This is a genomic window from Streptomyces sp. CY-1 (genome assembly GCF_047218265.1).
GTDB lineage: Bacteria > Actinomycetota > Actinomycetes > Streptomycetales > Streptomycetaceae > Streptomyces > Streptomyces niphimycinicus.
Map to the genome: position 1 here is coordinate 7,168,052 of NZ_CP178393.1, position 22,174 is coordinate 7,190,225.

The window sequence follows — 22,174 nt, forward strand, 5'->3', positions numbered from 1 at the left end:
CCGCCGTCACCAGAGGCTGAGCAGCGCCTCCACCGAGTCCGGCCCCGAGGACCGGCCGTCCGGCAGGGCCAGCTCGAACCAGACGGTCTTGCCGAACGGGGTCCGCCGGCTCCCCCAGCCCGCGCTGAGCAGCCCGACGAGCTGGAGCCCGCGCCCGCCCTCGTCGGTGTCCCGGGCGCGCCGCCGCCGGGGCTGGACCAGTCCGCCGTCCCAGACCTCGCACACCAGGGTGCGGTCCAGCAGCAGCCGTAGCCTGATCTCGCCCTCGCCGTACCGCAGGGCGTTGGTCACCAGCTCGCTGACCAGCAGCTCGGTGGTGTCCACCAGACCGTCAAGACCCCAGGACTCGAGCTGCTCCCGGGCCAGTTCGCGGGCCCGGCCCACGGACTGCGGGGCGCTGGGCAGGTGCCAGTCGCCGACCGACTCGGCCGACAGGCCCTGCACCCGGGCCATCAGCAGGGCGATGTCGTCCTCGCCGTGGTGGGTGTCGAGGGTGCTCAGGACGTGGTCGCAGACGTCCTCGAGGGATCCGGCCGCGGCGTTTCTTCCGCCGTCGGCACCGTCCGGGGTGTCGAGGGCCGCGCGCAGGGCCTGGAGCCCCTCGTCGAGGGTGTGGTCGCGGGACTCGACCAGACCGTCCGTGTAGAGGGCCAGCAGTGCGCCGTCGGGCAGCTCGACCTCGATCTCCTCGAACGGCTCGCCGCCGACGCCGAGCGGCATGCCCGGCGGGACCTCCATCAGCAGGGCGTTCTCCCCCGGTTCCACCAGGACGGGGGGCGGATGCCCGGCGTTGGCGAAGGTACAGCGGCGGGTGACCGGGTCGTAGACGGCGTAGACGCAGGTGGCGAGGTAGACCTCGGTCAGATCGGAGGAGTCGTCGGCGGTCTGGCCGCCGCGGGCGCGCGATCCCGCCCGCGCGCCGGCGTGCGAGCCGCCCGGTGTGCCGAGGCCGAGGGCGATCTCGTCCAGCGCGGAGAGCACCTCGGCGGGCTCCAGGTCGAGCAGGGCGAGGGTGCGTACGGCGGTGCGCAGTTCGCCCATGGCCACGGCGGCGCGCAGCCCCCGCCCCATCACATCGCCGACCACCAGCGCGGTGCGGTGGCCGGGCAGCTCGATCACATCGAACCAGTCGCCGCCCACCTCGGTCGCCGCGTTCCCCGGCAGATAGCGGCAGGCGATGTCGAGCCCGGCGGCCTCCGGGTCGCCGGGCGGGAGCAGGCTGCGCTGGAGTATCAGCGCGCGTTCATGTTCTCTGCGGTACAACCGGGCGTTGTCGATGCTGACGGCGGCGCGGGCGGCCAGCTCCACGGCGAGCGCGCGGTCCCGTTCACCGAAGGGCTCGCTGCCCTTGGTACGGGAGAACTGGGCCAGGCCCACGACGGTGTCGCGGGCGACCATCGGCACCACGAGGGTGGACTGGAGCATGGCGCCGAACTCCAGGCTCTCACTGCCGTCCCGGCCGGGGACGACCCGCACCTGGGCGGTGCGCAGGGCGTGGGCGCACAGGGAGTTGAAGGGGTAGCGGTGGACCTCGCCGACCTGGATGGGCTTGGGGTCCTCGGCGGTGTTGACGCGGCAGATGTCGCCGAAGGCGACCGGGCCGTCGGAGACCGCGCTGGCGAAGGCGACGCGGCGCAACTCGGCGCTGCCGTCGGCGAGTCCGGGCGGGGTCTCGTCGCCGGAGAGCAGCCCCTGGTAGAGGTCGACGGAGGCCAGATCGCAGAACTGTGGCACGGCCACGTCCAGCAGCTCTCGGGCGGTGGTCTCCAGATCCAGCGAGGTGCCTATTCGGGCCCCGGCCTCGTTCAGCAGCGCCAGATTGCGCCGTACGCCCGCGGCCTCCTGTTCGGCGCGGCGGCGGCCGGTGACATCCGTGGCCAGTCCGGCGATGCCGATGGGGCGGCCGGAGCCGCTGTGCAGCCGGTAGAGCGAGACCGACCAGCGGCGGCGGTCGGCGCTGCCCGGGGTCTGGCCCATGAGCGGCATATCGGTCAGCGCCTGGCCGGAGTCCAGGACCTGGCGCAGGGCGGCGGCCAGCCGGTCGGCCTCGCCGCGCGGCAGCAGATCGTGCGGGGTCACCCCGCGGTACTCCTCGGTGGGGCGGCCGAAAACCTTCGCAAAACGCTCATTGACCCGAAGCATCCGCAGATCGGTCCCGAAGAGGAAGAAACCGAGCGGAGATTGACCGAAAACGGCCTGTGAAGAAGCAAGATCGGTTTCCAAGCCGCGCAAGGCACTGACGTCCACCGCGATACAGAGCGCGGCCCGCTTCCCGTCCTCATCCTGAGCGGGCATCACATAGACCTCGGCGATGCCATGTCCGTTCGGCGCCTGAGGGCTACGGTAGGGGACCAGCCCGGTCCACTCCCGGCCGTCCAGGATGTCGGCGACCGCGCGATGGCCGGTCTCCTGGTACTCGGGCGGTACGAACGCCTCCACCGGATCCTTGCCGATGGCCTGGCTCGCCGTCAGCCCCAGCAGTTCCGCGGCCCGTTCGCTCCACTGCGCGATCCGGCCGTCGGACCCCAGTGCGAAGGAAGCGACCTGGATGTAGTCATAGATCGAGCCGGGCGGGCTGCTCTGCCACACCGCCGACATCGAGGACATGGACGACATGTCCGGCACCGAAGACCCTTGTGACACCGGCGACACCTGCGAACCAACCGTCTCCTCGGGCATATCAGCCCCCGCTGGCTTCTCGCTCATGCGCCCGTCCCCTCCGGCTCAGGTGCTCCGACCGGCTCCAGATAGCCGAGTATCCAGCACTTCGGCCATCCCGAGTACGGTCTTCACGATCACAGCACTATCTCAGCCCGCCATCGGTTTCCGTCCCGGCTTTTGGTGAAGCGCTCATGATCAGCGCTCCCCCTCACTCCTAACCAGGTGGAGGCGGCTCGAACCCCATGGATTTTCCCTGTACGAGACCTCGGACGGGCCTCGCGCGGGACGGTCTCAAGGGGTGCGCGGAGGGGCACCCTCGGCGCCCCGCTCTGCGCCGCGTCCGGCGCTCTCGGCCGCGCGCAGCAGGCGGACCGCCTCGGCCACCGCGGGACGGTCCTCGTCCAGCCAGTCGACCTCGTCCACCCGGTCCGGGGGGAGCCAGCGCAGCTCGTCGTGGTCCTCCAGCGGGCGCGGCTCCCCGGAGCGCAGGGCCGCGGTCCACACCCGCAGCACATAGCCGGGCTTCAAGGGCCACTCCCCCGGCAGCGGTTCGAGCGGCTCGACCTCGACCCCGAGTTCCTCGCGCAGTTCGCGGACGAGCGTCTGCGGCGGGGTCTCCCCCGGCTCGGCCTTGCCGCCGGGCAGCTCCCAGCGACCCGCGAGCTCGGGCGGGGCGCTGCGCCGCGCGGCCAGCAGCCGCCCCCGGTCGAACACCGCTCCACCCACCACCACACGCACGCTCATGCGCCGCACCTTAGCCTGCCTGGCCTGCACCGATACACACCAGGGCCCCGGGGCGGACGCCCCGGGGCCTGGGAAGATATGCGCATTCCCGCGGACGGGCCGGATTCCTGCGAACTGACCCAATTCCGGGAAGGCTGACCGGATTTCGGCGGGCCGACCCCATTCCGAGGGCCGGCCGGATCCTTACGGGCTGACCGGATCCTTACGGGCTGACCGGATTCCCTCGGTCTAGCCGGACTGACGGGTCGCCGCGGTCCGCTCGACCACGTACAACTGCTCCTGGCCCTGGCCCTCCAGGCGGTCGGCCACCTCCTGGGCCTCCGTCCTCGTGGCGTAGCGCCCGACGCGGTAGCGGTTGCCATTGGTGTCCTGGCGGATCACGAGCCAGGGCAGCACAGCGTTCCCGTCACTCATCTCCCCGCCCTCTCCGCTGTGGCCCGCCCGGGCGTACGCCCCCGCGACACCATGAAGGAAATCCCGATCCGCATATGCCCGAGCCTACGCCCTACCTTCACGCAGCGGATACGGGTTCTTACAACGAGGCACTCATCCGGCCATGTCTCAGACGTATGTCCTCAGGCGGATGCCTCAGACGCGCGCGTCGGCCTTCGCCCGGTCGTCGTCCCCGCCGCCCTCGCTGCCCTCGCCGCCCCCGCCGTCCTCACCGGCCGGGGCGGTGCCCAGCTCGCGCTCGGCCTCCAGCAGCGTCGGATTGCGCCACGCACTGCGTACGCCCCAGACGTAGAAGGCCAGCCCGATCAGGGCGACGACCAGGATGTCCCAGCCGCCCGGCAGATAGCCGCGACCGCCGAACTCCTTGCCACCGGCCCATGACACCGCCGCCATGACCAGCAGATACGTGACCATCCAGGCACCGGCGGCCAGATGCGGCCGAAGCTCTGCCCACGGCTTGCGCAGCTCGTACCAGGCCCAGATCGGCAGCCCGATCGCCATGATGAAGATGACCTTGCCGGTGAGCGGCCAGCGGGCCCAGTACAGCACCAGCGAGCCGAAGACCATCGCGATCGGCGCGATCACCGGCATCGCGCGCAGCTTCACCGGACGCGGCAGGTCCGGGGAGAGGCGGCGCAGCGACATCACGGCGACCGGACCGGTGATGTACGAGATCACGGTGGCGACGGAGACGATCTCGGCCAGCGAGCCCCAGCCGCGGAAGACCGCGAGGAAGATGAAGGCGATCCCCAGGTTGAGCAGCAGCGCGGGGCGCGGAATGCCGGTCTTGGGGTCGACCTTGCCGAAGATGCTCGGCAGATGGCCGTTCTCCTGGACACCCTGGATCATGCGGGAGGTGGTGGCCGCGTAGATCATGCCGGTGCCGGACGGGGAGATGAAGGCGTCGGCGTACAGCAGCATCGCCAGCCAGTTCAGGCCCCAGGCCAGGGACAGATCGGCGAGCGGGGAGTTGTAGGAGAGCCCGGACCAGCCGCCGTGCCCCAGATCCGCGGCGGGGACGGCGGTCAGGAAGGCGATCTGGAGCGCGACGTAGATCACCAGCGAGATGAGGATCGAGCCGATGACGGCCTTCGGCAGCGACTTCCCGGGGTTACGGGCCTCACCGGCCATGTTGAGCGGCGACTGGAAGCCGTTGTAGGCCCAGACGATGCCGGAGACGGCGACCGCGGTGAACACGGAGCTCCAGCCGTTGGGGGTGAAGCCGCCGTGGCCGGTGACATTGCCGGTGTCGAAGTGCGACAGCAGCAGGGCCCCGGCGGTCAGCGTCGGCACCACCACCTTGAAGACGGTGATCGCGGTGTTGGTCTTCGCGAAGAGGGTGATCGCGAACCAGTTGAGGAAGAAGTAGAAGAGCAGCAGCACGGACGCGAGCGCGACACCGCTGCCGGTCAGCTCCTTGCCGTCGTACAGCGCCTTGGCCCAGCCGAAGTCCCAGGAGCTCATGTACTGCACGGAGGCGGTGGCCTCACCGGGGATCACCGAGACGATGGCGATCCAGTTGGCCCAGGCGGCCAGATAACCGGCCAGCGAGCCGTGGGAGTACTGGCCGTACCGGACCATGCCGCCGGCCTTGGGGAACATCGAACCCAGCTCGGAGTAGGTCAGGGCGATGGTCAGGGCGACGGCGGCGCCGATCACCCAGGCCAGGATGGCGGCGGGTCCGGCCAGCGAGGCGGCGCGCTCGGCGCCGAAGAGCCAGCCGGAACCGATGATCGACCCGAGACCCACGGCGGTGAGGGCCACCGGTCCGAGTGACCTTCGATAATGCGAGTGGGAACCCTGCTCCGTGCTCAACGTTCCTGGCACTCCCTTCGCCCCCCGACGATCCGGACACAAACCGGTCCATCGTAAGAGCGAAATGGATGATCACCTTCCAGTAACCCCTTTCACCTGCGCCGATGTGAGTTTTGCAACAGCGGACGCTGGAACCGCACGCGGGCGCCGTGGCCGGGGTCTGGGATCAGATACCGGTGGCCGACCCCGTACGCACGGTGGGAAGCGGCATCAGCACCGGCTCGCCCGTGGGCGCCTTACGGCAGACATCCCCGCACTCGGCGTCCAGTGAGCAGCACAGCGAGCACACGGCCCCCGCCCGCACCGGGCAGTCGGCGATGTCCGGCAACTCGTACGCCGTCTCGCACGAGGCACAGAGGTGGGTGGCGGTGATGTCCGGGACCTCGGCGCCGGGCCCGTTCACCGGGTTCCGCCGGGCCAGGTAGTAGCGGCCCCCGGTGAGCCAGGCCAGCAGCGGGCAGAGCACCAGCGCCAGACCGCAGGCGATGAAGGTCGAGAACGCCTCGGCCACCTCCCCGAAGGCCCCGAAGAAGGCGACGATCGAAACCGTCGAGGCGATCACCATCGCACCGAAACCGGCGGGGTTCACCGGATGCAGATACGCCCGCTTGAACTCGATGTACTTCGGGCTCAGCCCGAGCGGCTTGTTGATGACCAGATCGGCGGCGACGGCGGCGATCCAGGCGATGCCGACGTTGGAGTAGAAGCCCAGCAGCTTGTTGAGCGCCGCGAACATGTTCATCTCCATCAGCGCCAGCGCGATGGCGAGGTTGAGGAAGATGTACCAGACCCGGCCGGGGTGGCGGTGGGTGACCCGGGAGAAGAAGTTGGACCAGGACAGCGAGCCGCTGTAGGCGTTCGTCACATTGATCTTGATCTGGGAGACCACCACGAAGAGCGCGGCGGCGGGCAGCGCGACCGACCCCAGCCAGGGCTTCAGCGCCTCGATCTGCGGGGCGATGGGCTCCAGCGCATGGGTCTTGCCGACCGCGCCCAGCGCCATGAACGCGAGGAAGGCGCCGCCGATCTGCTTGGCCGCGCCGATGACCACCCAGCCGGGGCCGGCGGCCAGGACCGCCAGATTCCAGCGCCGCCGGTTCTCCTCGGTCTTCGCGGGCATGAACCGCAGATAGTCGGCCTGCTCACCGATCTGCGCGATCAGCGAGAGCGCGACCCCCGTGCCCAGGCCGTATCCGATCCAGTCGAAACCGGAGCCCGCGCCCTCGGTCCCGCCGAAGGAGGCGAACGCGCCCCAGGAGCCGGGCGCCTCGAAGGCGAGCACCACGAACGGCAGGGCGAGCCCGATCAGCCAGACCGGCTGGGTCCACGCCTGCACCTTGGCGAGCGCGCCCATGCCGCGGAAGACGATCGGGATCACGATGAGGGTGGTCAGCAGATAGCCGACCGGCAGCGGGATATGGAGGGCCTGGTGCATGGCCTGCGCCATGATCGAACCCTCCAGCGCGAAGAAGATGAAGGTGAAGCTGGCGTAGATCAGCGAGGTCAGGGTCGAGCCGAAGTAGCCGAATCCGGCACCGCGGGTGATCAGGTCCATGTCCAGGCCGTAGGTCGCACAGGCGCGGGCGATGGGGATGCCGGTCAGGAAGATGATCGTCGCCGCGGTGAGGATCGAGGCGATGCCGCTGGTGAAGCCGTAGGTGAAGACGATGGACGCGCCGATGGCGAAGTCCGCGAGGTAGGCGATCCCGCCGAGCGCCGTCGAGGCGACCATGGTCGGCGACCAGCGGCGGTAGGAGTGGGGCGCGTAGCGCAGCGAGTAGTCCTCGCGGCTCTCGTCCGCCGCGAGCCGGGCGTAGCGGCGCCGCGAGGCGGCTGCCGCGGACGCTCCCGCCTCGGCTGCGGCCGTATCGCCCGTATCAACCGTGCCGACCGCATCGACCGTATCCGTCATACCGGCTTCCCCTGTCGCTCGGGCCGTTCCGTTTGGACCACGGCCCAGGAAGCTAGAAGCCGCGGGTGACGGACGGCGGCGGTGCGGCATTGCCGGGCCGTTACGGCGGCGGGGAGGCGGTTAACTCGCGGTAAGACGCGCCGGAACAGGCCGCCCGACTATCGGTGAGCGCCGGCGGGAACGGCGAGACAGGGCAGTGAGCCCCCACGGGCCGAACAAGAAATCACTTCACCGGCAGCCGATAGGTGACCCGATAACGCTCGGCGAGCACCACCACATCGGCGGTCTCGACCGGACGGCCGCCCGCGAAGTACGTACGCGAGGTGACCAGCACCCAGTGCCCCGGCACCCCGCCGAGAGCCAGCACCTCCTCGGCCCGGCCGGGCCGCGCGCCGACCTCCTCCGCCACGTTGTCCACCACCAGATCGAGGGCGGCCATCCGGTCGACGACCCCGCGCCCGGCCAGGGGCCCCTCCTCGGGCAGCATCACGGGCGTACGGCCGGTGACGGCGAGCGGCTCCCAGGAGGTGGAGAGCATGACCGCCTCCCCCTGCGACTGGAACACATAGCGGGTGCGCATCACCCGCTCCCCCACGCCGATCCCCAGCCGCCCGGCGATCTCCGCCCCGGCCTCGTCCTGCTCACTGTGGGCGTCCCAGCTCCCGATGACCCGCTCATCGGCCTGCTCCTGCCGGAACGGCGTGGCCTCCCCAGCGGTGTGAAACCCACCCCGCACCACCCGCCGAGGCACCGGCTGGGCCCGCACATACGTCCCCGATCCCGACCGCCCCTCGACCAGCCCCTCGGCCATCAGCACCTTGCGGGCCTCGAGGGCGACGGTGTCCGAAACCCCGTACTCCTCACGGATCCTGGCCTGAGAGGGGAGACGCGCATGCGGTGGCAGCTCACCCCCGGCGATCTTCTTCCGCAGATCGTCGGCGACGCGGAGGTATGCGGGCTGGTCACCAAAGGCCACGTGCACTCCCTGGGTTGACAGTCAGCCACAGCTTGGCAACCCAGCGTTGTCGATTGCAACTCAAGGCCATAGCTTCACTAGAAGTGGTGAACCGCAGCTCAGAGACGTTTAACTCGCCCAAAGCCCGCTGAGCTGCCCAACCCCGCCCCCCGCCCCGCCCTTTGCAACCGCGACGCGCGTGCGTGCGGCGCGGGGCCGGTCCTGATGGCCGCCGGGCGGGTCCCGGTGCCCGCTAGTCTCCTGAGCAGGAGCAGCCGCCGAAGCACCGCCGAAGCATGGGGACCACGATGGACGACGAACCGCACGCCTCGGAACCCCAACGCGTGGCGCCCAGGCCCGTTCGCCGCATCTCGCGGGTGCTGCCCGGCGTGCTGTTCATGGCGCTGTGCGTCGCGGGCTGCACCGGTGGCTCCGGGGCACAGGACGCGGCCGGGGCGTCCGGTGCGAGGGCGGGCGCCGCGGGGGTCGGTGACGCGCTCTTCCCCCGGCTCGGCAACGGCGGCTACGACGTACGGGGCTACCGCCTGGCCCTCGACTACACGCCCGGCTCCCGCCACCTGAAGGGCACCGCGCGGATCACCGCCCGCGCCACCCGCGCCCTGAGCTCCTTCCACCTCGACCTCGCCGGGCTGACGGTGCGGAAGGCCACGGTGAACGGCCGCCCCGCCAAGGCCGCGCGCAGCGGCACCGAGCTGATCCTCACCCCCGCCTCGGCCCTCCCCGAGGGCCGTACCTTCACGGCCACCGTCGTCTACGACGGCAAGCCGAAGACCCTCACCGGCCAGGACACCGGGAAGGAGGGATGGATCCGCACCGACGACGGCGCCGTGGCGCTCGGCGAGCCGACCGGCTCCATGACCTGGTTCCCCGGCAACAACCACCCCTCCGACAAGGCCGCCTACGACATCGCCGTCACCGTTCCCGAGGGCTACACCGCCGTCTCCAACGGAGAGCTGACGGGCCGGCAGACCCGCGACCGCCGCACCACCTTCCGGTGGCACATGGGCGAGCCGATGGCGAGCTATCTGGCCACCGTCGCCATCGGCCGCTTCGACGTCCGCACCACGACCACCGGCAAGGGCCTGCCCGTCCACGTAGCCGTCGACCCCACCGAGGCCGACCGCGCGAAGGACATCGCCGACCAGGTCGACGACGTCATCACCTGGGAGACCCGCACCTTCGGCCCGTACCCCTTCTCCTCCACCGGCGCGGTCGTCGACCACCTCCCCGGCCTCGGCTACGCCCTGGAGACCCAGCCCATGCCGTACTACGACGCGGCCCCGGAGAAGGCGCTCGTCGTGCACGAGCTGGCCCACCAGTGGTTCGGCGACTCGGTCACCCCCCGGGTCTGGAAGGACATGTGGCTCAACGAGGGCTTCGCGACCTACGCCGAGTGGCTGTGGGAGGAGGACCACGACGGCCGCAGCGCCCAGCAGATCTTCGACGACTTCTACGACGGCACCGACGACGAGAGCGAGGGCATCTGGGACTTCCCACCCGCCGGCCCCCCGAGCGTCGCCAGCGTCTCCGACCCACCCGTCTACGGCCGCGGCGCGATGGTGCTCCACCAGCTCCGCCGGGCCGTCGGCGACAAGACCTTCTTCTCCATCCTCCGCACCTGGCTCAAGGACCACCGGCACGGCAACGCGGATACGAAGCAGTTCATCGAGCTGTGCGAACGCAAGTCGGGGAAGGACCTGACCCGCCTCTTCGACGTCTGGCTGTACGGCAAGGGCAAGCCGAAGAAGCCCTGACGGCTGCGGACGGCCCGTGACCGATGTCCTTCCACGTGGCTACGGTCGAGCCATGACCACCACCCCGCCCGCCTGGATGCGACCGCCCCGCCCGGAAGGCTGGTTCGCGGAGGACCTGGACCGCCTCCGACCGGTGCCTACGCCCCTGCCGGGATCTTCCGCCACAACCTCCAGCGACCGGTTCCGTTCAAGATCGACATCGATCTCAACAGTCTCATTCCCGATAGGAACAGGTGAGACGACGAGCGGCCGGGCTCCGAGAGCCCGGCCCCCTTCGCGCGTCGCCATCCCCATGAAGTCGCCATCCCCATAAAGGGGCTCAGACGCCCCCTCGGCCCGACGTCGACGACACCCCTGCCGCATCGGCACCGGCCAGGTCGGCCATTCCGGGCGGAACCCTCAGCGCCGCGGCCACGAACGAGGCGAGCAGCGGGCGGCGGTCCTGTTCGTTCCAGGCGAGCACGAGGCGGCTGGGCGGCGCGTCGGATACCGGTACACCGACCAGGCCGGGCGGGAGCGGTTCGACCAGCGAGCGGGGAAGGACCCCGATCATCCGGCTCACTTTGATCATCTGGAGAAGCTGGACCACGTCGGCGACCTCCGGACCGGTCCCTTCGCCCCCGGGCACGCCTTTCCAGCGCGGCAGTGTCTCGCCCTCCAGATCGGCCATCCGCACCGAGGCGAACCCGGCCAGGCGGTGTGCGGAGGGGACGATGGCCACCCGCTCCTCGGCGTGGAGCGTCTCGTGGTCCAGGCCGTCGAGATCGTCGAACGGGACGTAGAGCAGGCCGACGTCGGCCCGGCCGTCGAGCAGGAAGTCGGTGCGGTCGGCGGGGCCGCTGAAGAGGATGTCGACCCGGCGGGCATCGGGCTGGTGGGCGTACTCGGCCAGGATCCCGGACAGCAGCCCGGCGTCGCCGCCCGGCTTGAGTACGAGCCGCAGGTGAGCCTGGGTGTCGACGGCACGCCGGGCGCTGCGGACGGCGGCGGCGACCGCGTTGAGCGCATGCCGTCCGTGCTCCTGCAACGCTTCCCCGGCCGGTGTGAGTTCGACGTGCCGGCTGGTGCGGAGGAACAGCGGGACGCCGAGCCGGGTCTCGATCCGCCGGATCGCCTTCGACAGCGCCGGCTGGGCGATCGAGAGCCTGGCGGCGGCCCGGCCGAAGTGCAGTTCGTCGGCCACTGCGACGAAGTACTCGAGCTCGCGGGTCTCCAGTTCAACCATGCCTGTAGGTTATCGCCGAATTCCATATCGATCTTGGACACTTACGGCATGTGGTCGCAAGAATCGCCACATGATCCAGCACACAATGATCGTCTCCTTCGATCAACCTCTGCCCGACACGGAGCTCGACCAATACCTCGGAGATATCGAACGAGCCATGCTCGACACCGGCCTCGCGGAGTCGGTCGTAGCCCGCCGTCACATTCCCGTCCCCGGGGAGGAGGCCATTCCGGCGCTGATCGCGACCGCGATCGTGCAGTTCGCCGTGGCCGACATCGACGCTCTGGCGAAGGGGTTCGCCGCGCCCGCCCTGCACGAGGTCATCCACCACTGGCAGTCGCGGCACCCGTACAAGGTCGCCTGGGCCAACCACGAGCCGCTGGCATGAGCGCCACAACCCGTAGAGCGGGACTGGTCACCGGCGCGGGCAGTGGGATCGGCCGCGCGGCGGCGCTGGAGTTCGCCCGGTGCGGCGCCGCGGTCGCCGTGCTCGACATCGACGAGAACACGGCCGCCGAGACCACCGAGATGATCAGGGAGAACGGTGGGGAGGCGCTGGCCGTCCCCGTCGACATCGGCGACGAAGGCTCCGTGCGGGCGGCCGTCGAGCGTACGGTCGCGGAGTACGGGGGCCTCGACTTCGCCGTGAACAACGCCGGCCTGGCCTCCCATCACCGGCAGCTCGAGCAGATGACACTGGACGAGTTCGAGCGCGTGGTTCATGTCAATCTGGCCGGAACCTTCCTGTGCATGAAGTACGAACTGCCCGCCCTGCGAAGCCGTCAGGGCGGCGCGATCGTCAACATCGCCTCCAACGGCGGCTTGTACGCGATCCCGACCGCCCCCGCCTATGTGGCCGCCAAGCACGGCATCGTCGGGCTCACCAAGGTCGCCGCGGTCGACTACGCGCCGGACCGCATCCGGGTCAACGCCGTCTGCCCCGGCCCGACCCGTACTCCCGGGTTCGAGCGGGTGGCGGCGGGTACCGACATGATCGCCATGCAGGAGGCGATCACGCCGCTCGGCCGGATGGCCGACCCGGAGGAGGCCGCGGCCGCCGCCGTCTGGCTCTGCTCGGACGCGGCGTCCTACGTCACCGGCATCGCGCTGTCGGTCGACGGCGGACGGCGGGCCTGAGGAATCCGCCGCGCCCGGGCACCGGACCCTCCTGAGGTCACCTGACCCCCGGCACCCCCGGCCCCGCGCTCTCCGTCGCCCGCGCTCCTGAGGAGCTGGGTGCGGAGGGGCCGGGTGCGGAGAGAGCCGGGCCGTCAGGGCTCGAGTCAGCGGACCGCGCTCGCGCCCCGGCGCTCAGACGAACGGAATCGGATCATTGAGCACCCCCGCGTTCCCCCGCACCGGCGGGAAACCGCCCCGGATCCTGTCCACGCCGACCGGCGCCGCACTCGCCGTCGGCCTGGCGGTGATGACACTGGAAGGCTTCGACCTCGTCGCCTTCGGCGCGACCACACCCCTGCTGCTCGACTACCGGCCCTGGGACCTCACCGTCGCGCTGGTCGGCCTGCTGGGCAGCCTCACGCCCATCGGGATGCTCCTCGGCTCCCTGCTGGTCGGCCAGTTCACCGACCGGTTCGGCCGGCGCCGGACAACCCTGGTCAGTGCCGCGCTCGTCAGCGCCGGAATGTTCGCCTGCGCCGCGGCGCCCCTCCCGGCCCTGTTCGGCGCGGGCCGTTTCGTCGTCGGGCTCGGCGCCGGTGCGATCTACCCGGCGATGGCCCCGCTGATCTTCGAACTGGCCCCTGACAGACGGAAGAACCTGTACTCGGGGATCGTGCAGTGCGGAACGCCCATCGGCGGCGCGTTCGCGGCCCTCGCCGCCAACACGTTGCTGAGCGGCCACAGCTTTCATGCGGAGTACCTGGTCGGCGGGTTCGCCGGTCTGCTCGTGCTGCCCATGGCCTACGCCTGGCTGCCCGAGTCCACGGAATACCAGCGGGCGGTGACCACATCGGCCCCGGCCCCCGGCAGCCGCGGTGTACGGCTGGTGCTGAAGCCGCCGTACCTCACCACCACCCTGCTGTTCAGCGCCATGGCGGCCCTTTCGTTCCTGCTCATCTTCGGCATGAACACCTGGCTGCCGGAGCTGATGAGGACCGCGGACTATCCGCTGCGGTCCTCACAGACCTTCCTCGTCCTGCTGAATCTCGGCGCCACCGTCGGCGGACTCGCCATGGCACTGCTGGCCGACCGCGCCGGATCGAAGGGGGCGGTCACCGCCAGTTTCGCCCTCGGAGCCGCCGCGATCGTCGGCATGAGCGCCCAACTGCCGCTGCCGGTGCTCTACGGCATCGTGATCCTCGGCGGCTGCGGCGCGGTCGGCGTCCAGGGGCTGCTCAATGTGTACATTGCCCGCACCTATCCGGTGACCGCGCGGGCCAGCGCGGTGGGCATCGCGCTCGGAGTGGGCCGCATCGGCGCGATCGCCGGCCCCACGCTCGGCGGCTGGCTCCTCGCGGCCGACCTGGCCCCCCGGTGGAACTTCATCCTCTTCGCCGCCCCGGCCGTCCTCGGCGCGCTCCTCGCCCAGGCGGCCGGCGGACGAACGCCACGCGACGACCGCGGCCGACCACCCCGCGACCCCGGCCGAACACCCCGCGCCCAGGACCGTCCCGCTCCCGCGCCACTCGCCCAGGAGTCAACGGCCGGACGGACACCATGAACCGGACAGACCCGGGGCACCGGCGTGGCGCCGGTCAGACGTTGAAGCGGAACGTCGGGAACAGCACAGTCACCTGCGGAAACGGCAAATCCGGCCGGACCATCCAGCACCGATCCAGCAACAAGCATGGAATCGCTGGATCACCCCACCGGCCCCACCGCCTGTCAGGGGCTCAGCTGCCACAGGGCGTCGATGGGCAGAGCCCGGATCCGGTCGCCGAACGGCAAGGTCTGCTGTCCCGTATAGAGGACGTAGCCGGCGACGAACCGGTCCCCGAGCAGGTTGGCGAGATTGCGCAGCCCCGAGAGGTCCTCGGTACGCACGGTGGCCCCGGCCTTGACCTCAATGCCGATCACGTCGCCTCGCGGCGTCTCGATGACCGCGTCCACCTCGACCTTGTCCTTGGTCCGATAGTGAAAGAGGCGGCCTTGTTGCTCGGACCAGGTCAGCTGGCGGGCGAGTTCCATGACGACGAAGTTCTCCAACATGGCACCGGCCGCGCCGTCGGGCTCAGCGAGCCGGGCGGCGTCCTGGCCCGTCAGATGGCAGGCGATCCCGGTGTCGACGAAGGCGAGTTTGCCAGTCCCCACCGTCCTTCCCGTCAGCCCGGAGGTCCAGGCCGGAATGGTCTTGATCAGAAAGACTGAGGTAAGCAGTTCCAGGTAGCGCACCAGCGTGGTGCGTGGAATACCCGAGGCGGTGGCGAGCGCCGCAGGGACCAGCAGCCCTCCAGCCCGCCCGGCAAGGAGACCGAGGAGTTTCAGTATCTCGCCGTGCCGCTCGATACTGGCGAGCTCCAGCACATCACGTTCAACAAGCGTCGAAAGATAGGCGTTGAAGAACGCGGTCCGGCGCCGGGGCGTGCGCTTGACGGCCTCAGGGAATCCGCCGACGACCGCGCGGTCCAGATAGTCGCGCTTACGCAGAGCGGAGGTGCGGCTGAGGCCGGGGCCGTGAGTGAACGCCGCGTCGACGAACCGGTCCGGACCGCCGCTGATCTCCCCTTGCGAGAACGGCCACAGTTCGATGACCTCCATACGGCCGGGCAGCGCATCCGGCAGCGTCCGCATGGCAAGGATCCGCGAGGATCCGGTCAGCAGGAAGCGCCCCGGCGTCGGATCGAGGTCGACGGCCATCTTGATCGCACGGAGGAGTTCCGGCGCAAGCTGGATCTCATCGATGAGCATCATCGAGTCGTGCTCGACGAATCCCGTGGGATCGTCCCTCGCGGCACGCAGGGTCGCCGCGTCGTCGAGCAGACGCAGGACGGGGTCGCGGCGACGCGCGGCGGTCAGGCGGGTCAAGGTCGACTTCCCCGCCTGACGGGCGCCGTTGACCAGCACCACGCGTGTGTCGTCGAGCGCTTCCGCGACAAAACTCTCGGCATGGCGCCGAACCAGATCATTGCGAGTTGCCATGCATCACAGAATGCCACCACCGCCAAGATCAATGGTCATTTAGACGGACCCATTGTGGACAACCAGCCGGTAGGCTGATGGGCATTCGGACGGACGATGGCCCATCGATCACTTAAGCGACCGACATCTGCAGATCCTGAGCGGCCAAGCAGTTCGACGAGCATCTGCCAGGCAACGGGCACGTCACCGCCACCTCCCTCGCCATTCGCGATCAGTTTGTCCGAGCGCGGTCGACTCCAGTCACGGCAAGGAACAGACGGAGAACAGAAGAGGCAACGGGCAACCCGCCGAATCCCGGTTCTGGGTGCGTATCTCGTGCGAAACTCGCTCTCGGATGCGAAGCGAAAGGGCTCGGTCACGACACGTGATCGCCGTCGGTCCTTCGCGTCGGCCAGTGAACGTCGAAGGAAGGTTTCCCGTGAGGGCGCACGGCTCTCACGGTCGCTGTTCAAGGGGGCGGTTGATGATGAGCACAGATTTACGTTTCGGCCCGGAGCTTCGCCGTTTGCGACAGGAAGCGGGCCTTACTCTGACCGAGTTCTCCGTGGCGCTCAACTACGACAAGGGGCACCTCAGCAAGGTCGAGCGCGGGGAGCGTTCCGCGTCCCCCGAACTGGCCCGGCGGTGCGACGCCTTCCTCGGAGCGAACGGCGAGCTGCAGCGCCTGGTCGTCCGCCCCGAGACCGACTCGGACACCACCGACACCCCCGCCATCCCGAGCCTCTGGCTCGTCGGGCGCCGGGCGGTCCTCGCGGCGGGTACAGGGTCGCTGATCGACCTCAGCCTCAAACTCGGCGGTCAGGCGTCCTCTGACGCCGAGCCCCTCCTCTGCTCCTTCCGCGCGCAGTTCGAGCAGTTGCGAAAACTCGGCCAGTCCACCGCGCCGAAGGTCCTGCTTCCCCTACTGGAGACGCAGACACGCATGGTCGCCGGGCTGACCGCCGACGCCCCGTCCGCCACTCGGACCCCCGCGCTCCTGCTCGCGTCGCGGTTCGCGGAGTTCACCGGCTGGATGGCCCAGGAGGCCGGGGACAGCGGCGCGGCGCTCGCCTGGACCGGTGAGGCCGCCGAGCTAGCGCGGGCCGGGGGCGATCCGTACCTCGGTTCCTACGCGCTCGTACGTCGTGCCCTGATCACGCTCTACGCAGGGGACGCCGCAGGCACCGTCGCCCTGGCCCGCCGGGCCCAGAGCGACCAAATCCCGCCGCGCATCCGGGGGCTGGCGGCCCAGCGGGAGGCACAGGGACTCGCGCTCGTGGGCGACGAACGCGACTGCCTCCGCAGCCTCGACAGAGCACGGGAGTTGCTCGACGGCGACGACGCCCGCAGCGGCGCCGAGCCCGTGATCGGCACCACCCACGTGAGCGATCCGGCGGCGATGACGACCGGCTGGTGCCTGCACGACCTCGGTCGCCCCAAGGCGGCCGCCGAGATCCTCGACCGGGAGTGCCGCCGTCTCCCGCCGCACGCGCTGCGAACCCGCGCCCGGTACGGCTTTCGCAGGTCCTTGGCCCACGCCGCCTCCGGAGAAATCGAGCGCGCGTGCACGATCGCCGGGGAGCTCCTGGGGGTGATGCCGGCCGTGCCCTCGGCGACGGTGAACAGCGACGTCCGGCGTCTCGCGCGGGAACTCTCCCGATTCCGAAGCAGCCGGGCCGTACGCGATCTTCAACCGACGATGGCACGGGTACTCGCCCCCGCGCACGACTGACACCGGCTCGAGCCGCCCGGCTCGCCGGACTACCCCGGCCCTCCGAATCCTACGATCCCCGGGGGGACCTCTCACCCCCGCCCGACGCGTCACACGGCGCCCTTGGCTTCCTCTTGCTGCCCGCGACCAGTGACGCGCCCGGCGACGCACCTCCATCCGTACGCCCTCCCGTGGACACGCCCTGCCGTCACACGGTCGGGACCGCATGGCCCAGGCGGACCGGGGCTTCGGAGCCCCGGTCCGCTGCCCCCGTGCTCATGCTCATTCCCCCGTCTTCCTTCCACGAAGGGAATCTTCATGCCCGACGTCTTCGTCAACTACCGGACAGGCGACGAGGAATCCGCCGCGACCATGATCGCGCGCGAGCTCTCCCGCCGGTTCGGACCCGAGCGGATCTTCTTTGCCAGCAACTCGATCGAGGCCGGGCGCCGTTTCCCGGTGGAACTGGTCAGGGCGGTGGAGGAGTGCGAGGCGCTCCTCGCCGTGATCGGCCCGCGCTGGGCGGAGGTGCGGGGGGTCGATGGCCGCCCCGCCCTCGAAGCCGAGCAGGACTGGACCCGTCGCGAGATCCATACCGCGCTCGACCGAGGGATCCTGGTGATCCCCGTGCTCGTCGGAAAAGCCACGAGGATCGCCCCCGCCGCCCTCCCGGACGATCTCCGGGAGCTAGCGGACTGCCAGTACAGGCGGTTCGACCACCGCAACGCCGAGTCGGACCTGACGGCGCTCGGCGACACCCTCGCCCGGCTGTTGCCCGAGCTGGGCACGGTGGACCGCGACGCCCGTGCGGCGCGGGAGCGGGCGAAGGCAAAGTCCCGGAAGAAGTCGGCCCAGGGTGTCGGGCACACCAGGATGCGGACACGCGACGTGCGCGGCGGCATCGGAAACCTCAACGGAGACCTGTCCGGCACCTTCGTCAACGAGCCGCAGGGGCCCGTGAACACCGGTCAGGGCCACCAGTACAACGCGCCTCACTTCGAGGGCGACAACACCGGGGTCCAGTTCACGGCGGGCGACAACAGCGGTACGGTCCACCAGCGCTTCGAGCGCGAGCGTCGGCGCTCGGGCGACGGACGATGACCGGGCAGGACCACGTCACCGTCAACGATCCGCATGGCCCGGTGAACAACGGCGCGGGGTCCCAGAACGTCTTTTACGGCGTCGGCGCGGATTGGATGATCCGCAAAGGGGTCGAGCCTCTCCGGATCGTCCGCGAGGACCGTGTCCGCCTGGCCGACCGGTTCGTTCCGCCGCTGGGTTACCGCGTCGCCGCCGACCGCCTGGAGAAGCCCGGATCAGTGGTGCTGCTGGAGGCTCCGCCCGGCAGCGGGCGCCGCGCCGCGGCGATCATGCTGCTCCACAGGCTCGGTGAGGACGGGGGCGCCGACGAGGCGGGGGTCCGGTTCGAGGAGCTTCCCACCACGGACAAGGACGAGCCCCCTCTCGCCCCCGGTGATGGGGACCGCTTCCTCCTCGACCTCTCCGGGATCGCCGACGAGGAGGCGTATGCCAAGGCCCAGCGCCGACTGACCGTGCACCGGTCACAGATCCGGGAGGCGGGGGCCCACATGGTCGTCGTCCTGCCGTCGGGCATGGAGCACGCCCACGCGCCGGACCTCGAACCGCACACGGTGACGCTGGGGCGCCCCCGGGGCGTCGCCGTCGTCACCCGATACCTCCGCATGGACCGGATGACCTTCCGCTCCGTGGACCTGGGGAGCGCCGACCTCCAGCGCCTGTGCGACCGCTCCCCCATGCGGGAACTCACGCGCTTCGCGGGGCTGGTGAGGACTGCTCGCGACAGCGGACGGTTCGGCGCCGACTTCGCGGGATGGCTCGACCAGGCGATGCACGCGGTGACCGACCGTGCCGGTGACGTGGGCCGACAGGTGGTCACGGTTCGCACCGTGCCCGAGCGAGCCCTGCTGCTCGCGGCGGCGGTGTTCGAGGAGGCCCGCGCCGACACCGTCTACGAGGCGTGGCGCGGCCTGATGAGGATGGTGAGGCACGAGGAAGAGGCGACGACCGAACTCGGGCGGACGGATTTCGGGGAGCGATTGGCTGCGCTGGGGATCGAGCGGGACCCGGACAGACGGCTACGCTTCGGGCGGCTGGCCTACGCCGACGCGGTACGGACGTACTTCTGGGCGAACTTCCCCGGACTGCGCGACGACTTCAGGGACTGGGTCGCCCATGCCGCCGGGCTCTCGGGTCTTACCACCGATGACCGGGTGAACATCGTCGTCCGTTTCGGTGAGCGGTCCCTGGCCGTCGGGCGGCCCGACCACCTCTTCGACCTCGTGGTGCGCTGGGCGGACAGCGCAACCGCGGCGTCCTGCGATGCGCGAGCCGTGGCGGCCCTCGAACTCGGTCTCAGCCACGAAAGGTTCGGGGGATGGTTCCGCAGGCGGATGTACGAGTGCGTGAGGTCCGGCCCCTTGTCGGACGGTCTCGTCCGCGTCCTGACCGCCGCCTGCCTCCAGAGCCTCGGTGCGACGCACCCGGATCAGGCGATGGTGCGGCTTCATTACCTCGCCGTACGGAAGGGGGAGGCGGCGCGCGAGGCCCGGGAGGCACTTCTCGACCTCACCGGCCGCGACACTCGGCTCTACCGGTTGCTGATCGGCCGCGTGCGGGGCCGGGCCCGTCGGGAGCCGCGCGGGGCGGAGCCCCATCTCCATCTGCTCACGGAGCTGTTGGGAAGCGAACGGGCCCCAGACCCGCCGCCATGGCCGGACTTGTTCCTGGGCTGGGAGACGGTTTTCTCCCAGCCGCCGACGGAGCTCTGGAACCCGCTGGTGAGTAGCTGGCTGAACGCCGTGGCGAGCGACAGTACGCGGGAGATGGCGTTGGGCGTGATGGTCGGGGCGACGCGCGGCCACGCGGCCGCTCTCCACCGCCTCTACGCCATCGCCTTCGACTGGGCGAGGACCGCGCACCACTCCTCCCGGGCGGGCGTCGCCGCCCTCTTCTGGCAGCACATCGACCACGCGCAGTACGCCCGCACGGAGAGTGCGAAGCGTGCGGGCGCCGGACCACGGACCACGGAAGAGGCACGATGACACACCGCTTTCCCAGACTGATGTTCGTCGCTCTCTGCGGCCTCGCACCGGCCGTGCTCGGAAACGTCCTGCACTGGTCGGCCTGGCTGTGGGGCTTCATGTCCATGGTCACGGTCTCGGGTTCCCTGCTGCTCGCGATGACCGTCCTCAGCAGTGGCCGCGAGCCGGCCGATCCGTACGAGCCCGGGGAACCTGAGCCACCCGTCGCGCCGACGGAGCAGCCGTACCAGGAGACGCGGGTGGTCGACGCGGCGCTGCCGAGCTCGGCGGACGGCTACGACTTCCTCTTCTCCGCCACCGTGTGGTGGAGGCCGGTCCCCAACCACGCCAACCGGTCCAACGGTGCCTCCCCGGCCCTCGCCGTGTCCTCGATCGTCAGCCGGGCCCTGGAGGTCGTCCGCCGCGAAGAGCCCGGCCGGGCGAGCTTCGCGCGCTATCTCCTGGAGGGGGAGCTGAGCGTCCCGCTCCCGGACCGGAGCGGACGGGTGAAGGCCCTAGCGACCGATGTGGCACTGACCCTCGCCCCCGCCGACCGCGAACGCCTGCGGAAGTTGAACGACCTTCGCAAGGACGAGGAGATCTGGGAGTACGAGCGTCAGCACGAGCGCAACAAGCGGCGCTACCTCGGTGACGACGTGCTCAAGAGCGCGGGCAGCGCGGTGGTGTGGTGGCTGGCCCGTCATGAGAACGAAATCGAGAGGGCGGTCGACATGATTGGCCCGCTCGCCCAGATCGCGGCGGCGGCCAACGACGAAGAGGTGCCCGAACTCTTCCGCCACCTGCTCGTCCCACCCGTGGGCGCGCAGAGCGAAGCGACCGTCGGAGGCCCGCTATGGGACGGACACCGCCAGGGAGGAGGAACGTTTGACCGCGAGGAGGAAGTAGGGGTTTCGGATCGGCTGCTCCTGTTACTGGCGGCAGTGGGCCTGAAGCCGGACATGGACGAGTACACGGTGTTCGTACACCGTGTGGTGCGGAGCTTGGAAGCGGCCGGGCTCGACGAGGCCGCCGAGGAGATCAGGCGGACCCTTCTGCCGACGCCCGACGAGGGCTGGAGTGAGGAGCCGGAGGGTGGGCGTTCGGGTGAGGGAGACACCACGGGGCCCTGGTCGCCGCGCTTCCCACCCCCCGAGGGCTCACCCTTCACCGACGCGGCCGCGGACCCGGATGCTGGCACTGGCAGGTTCACGCCGGGGGTGGCGGAGAGCGGCACAGACGAACGGAACCAAGGCTGGCAGGAGACGAGCGAGGGCGACATGACATCTCCGTACTCCCAGGATCCCTCGCACAGGCCGCACCGGACCGCCGCACCTCGCGCACGGGACGAGGACGACGAGAACGGTCGCTGATCCGGTAGGCAGTCGACTCTCCGAGGCTCCCCCTTACCGCACACCGCGGCGGGGGAGTCCTCCTACCCGGATACCTGGGCAAGACCATCACTCGCCAGGACGCTGCCCCGGGCAAAGCCGGGGGAGGAGGGGAACGGGAGACGACCAGCTCAAGACACCGTGGTGAGCTGTCGCACGGGGCGCTGCGGTCGATATGCCTCCCCCAGCTACTGCTTAGGGAGGAACCCCCTGCCACGGCGTAGCGGGCGACTCCGACAACGCGGCGAGGTGCCGTGCCGGGCGGTGTGGGGGCGTGCCTCACTTCCCCGAGGCCGCTCAGCCACGCCGACCGAACCAGGAAAAATCCAGCAACCGGAAACCCCGCCCGGATTCAACAAGTCGGACAGCAACGCCCTGACGTGCACAAACACTGCG

At 70.2% G+C, this 22,174-nt stretch carries 16 protein-coding genes and 1 pseudogene; 9 read left to right on the forward strand and 8 right to left on the reverse strand.

Annotated features, from left to right (window positions below; genetic code table 11):
• Positions 1-6 precede the first annotated feature (6 nt).
• From ACK1X7_RS30815 to ACK1X7_RS30840, 6 genes are all read right to left on the reverse strand, one after another.
• Positions 7-2,706, reverse strand: a complete 2,700-nt coding sequence (locus ACK1X7_RS30815; protein ID WP_385145121.1) for a SpoIIE family protein phosphatase — start codon at positions 2,704-2,706, stop codon at positions 7-9.
• A gap of 246 nt (positions 2,707-2,952) precedes the next feature.
• Complete coding sequence (locus tag ACK1X7_RS30820; protein WP_385145123.1) at positions 2,953-3,405, reverse strand: (deoxy)nucleoside triphosphate pyrophosphohydrolase; 453 nt, start codon at positions 3,403-3,405, stop codon at positions 2,953-2,955.
• 228 nt (positions 3,406-3,633) lie between these two features.
• Complete coding sequence (locus ACK1X7_RS30825) at positions 3,634-3,819, reverse strand: SPOR domain-containing protein (protein WP_078643335.1); 186 nt, start codon at positions 3,817-3,819, stop codon at positions 3,634-3,636.
• Between the two features lie 174 nt (positions 3,820-3,993).
• Entirely contained in the window at positions 3,994-5,673 is a 1,680-nt protein-coding gene (locus tag ACK1X7_RS30830; protein ID WP_390792082.1) for an APC family permease, read from the reverse strand.
• Between the two features lie 166 nt (positions 5,674-5,839).
• On the reverse strand, positions 5,840-7,585 hold the full coding sequence (locus ACK1X7_RS30835; protein ID WP_413115900.1) for a purine-cytosine permease family protein: 1,746 nt from the start codon (positions 7,583-7,585) through the stop codon (positions 5,840-5,842).
• 223 nt (positions 7,586-7,808) lie between these two features.
• Positions 7,809-8,561 carry a GntR family transcriptional regulator gene (locus tag ACK1X7_RS30840; RefSeq protein ID WP_216343135.1) on the reverse strand — a complete coding sequence of 251 codons (753 nt, stop codon included), beginning with the start codon at positions 8,559-8,561 and terminating at the stop codon, positions 7,809-7,811.
• Positions 8,562-8,848: 287 nt separating this feature from the next.
• Here ACK1X7_RS30840 and ACK1X7_RS30845 point away from each other — a divergent pair, with 287 nt between their 5' ends.
• Together ACK1X7_RS30845 and ACK1X7_RS30850 are read left to right on the forward strand one after the other, a co-directional pair.
• Positions 8,849-10,315 (forward strand): M1 family metallopeptidase, encoded by a 1,467-nt coding sequence (locus tag ACK1X7_RS30845; RefSeq protein ID WP_385145154.1) that lies wholly within the window; start codon positions 8,849-8,851, stop codon positions 10,313-10,315.
• A gap of 52 nt (positions 10,316-10,367) precedes the next feature.
• Positions 10,368-10,454: pseudogene (locus ACK1X7_RS30850) on the forward strand (Uma2 family endonuclease); the annotation flags it as partial.
• A gap of 180 nt (positions 10,455-10,634) precedes the next feature.
• Here the strand turns inward: ACK1X7_RS30850 and ACK1X7_RS30855 are convergent.
• Positions 10,635-11,540, reverse strand: a complete 906-nt coding sequence (locus tag ACK1X7_RS30855; protein ID WP_413115901.1) for a LysR family transcriptional regulator — start codon at positions 11,538-11,540, stop codon at positions 10,635-10,637.
• A 70-nt stretch (positions 11,541-11,610) separates the two neighbouring features.
• On the opposite strand from ACK1X7_RS30855, the gene ACK1X7_RS30860 reads away from it, so the two are divergent.
• From ACK1X7_RS30860 to ACK1X7_RS30870, 3 genes are all read left to right on the forward strand, one after another.
• Positions 11,611-11,928 carry a hypothetical protein gene (locus ACK1X7_RS30860; RefSeq protein WP_385145131.1) on the forward strand — a complete coding sequence of 106 codons (318 nt, stop codon included), beginning with the start codon at positions 11,611-11,613 and terminating at the stop codon, positions 11,926-11,928.
• Positions 11,925-12,677 (forward strand): SDR family NAD(P)-dependent oxidoreductase, encoded by a 753-nt coding sequence (locus ACK1X7_RS30865; protein ID WP_385145133.1) that lies wholly within the window; start codon positions 11,925-11,927, stop codon positions 12,675-12,677. Before ACK1X7_RS30860 ends, ACK1X7_RS30865 begins: the two co-directional genes overlap by 4 nt.
• A 196-nt stretch (positions 12,678-12,873) precedes the next feature.
• Complete coding sequence (locus tag ACK1X7_RS30870; protein WP_385145135.1) at positions 12,874-14,220, forward strand: MFS transporter; 1,347 nt, start codon at positions 12,874-12,876, stop codon at positions 14,218-14,220.
• Between the two features lie 164 nt (positions 14,221-14,384).
• Here ACK1X7_RS30870 and ACK1X7_RS30875 read toward each other — a convergent pair whose 3' ends face one another.
• On the reverse strand, positions 14,385-15,638 hold the full coding sequence (locus tag ACK1X7_RS30875) for an ATP-binding protein (RefSeq protein WP_385145137.1): 1,254 nt from the start codon (positions 15,636-15,638) through the stop codon (positions 14,385-14,387).
• Between the two features lie 466 nt (positions 15,639-16,104).
• Between ACK1X7_RS30875 and ACK1X7_RS30880 the strand changes: the two genes are divergently transcribed.
• From ACK1X7_RS30880 to ACK1X7_RS30895, 4 genes are all read left to right on the forward strand, one after another.
• A complete protein-coding gene (locus tag ACK1X7_RS30880; protein WP_086706125.1) occupies positions 16,105-17,349 on the forward strand; it encodes a helix-turn-helix domain-containing protein in 1,245 nt (414 codons plus the stop codon).
• Between the two features lie 297 nt (positions 17,350-17,646).
• A complete protein-coding gene (locus ACK1X7_RS30885; RefSeq protein ID WP_078643313.1) occupies positions 17,647-18,429 on the forward strand; it encodes a toll/interleukin-1 receptor domain-containing protein in 783 nt (260 codons plus the stop codon).
• On the forward strand, positions 18,426-20,411 hold the full coding sequence (locus ACK1X7_RS30890) for a hypothetical protein (RefSeq protein WP_390792086.1): 1,986 nt from the start codon (positions 18,426-18,428) through the stop codon (positions 20,409-20,411). The genes ACK1X7_RS30885 and ACK1X7_RS30890 overlap by 4 nt, the downstream gene beginning before the upstream one ends.
• Entirely contained in the window at positions 20,408-21,760 is a 1,353-nt protein-coding gene (locus tag ACK1X7_RS30895) for a hypothetical protein (RefSeq protein ID WP_390792087.1), read from the forward strand. The genes ACK1X7_RS30890 and ACK1X7_RS30895 overlap by 4 nt, the downstream gene beginning before the upstream one ends.
• Positions 21,761-22,174 lie beyond the last annotated feature (414 nt).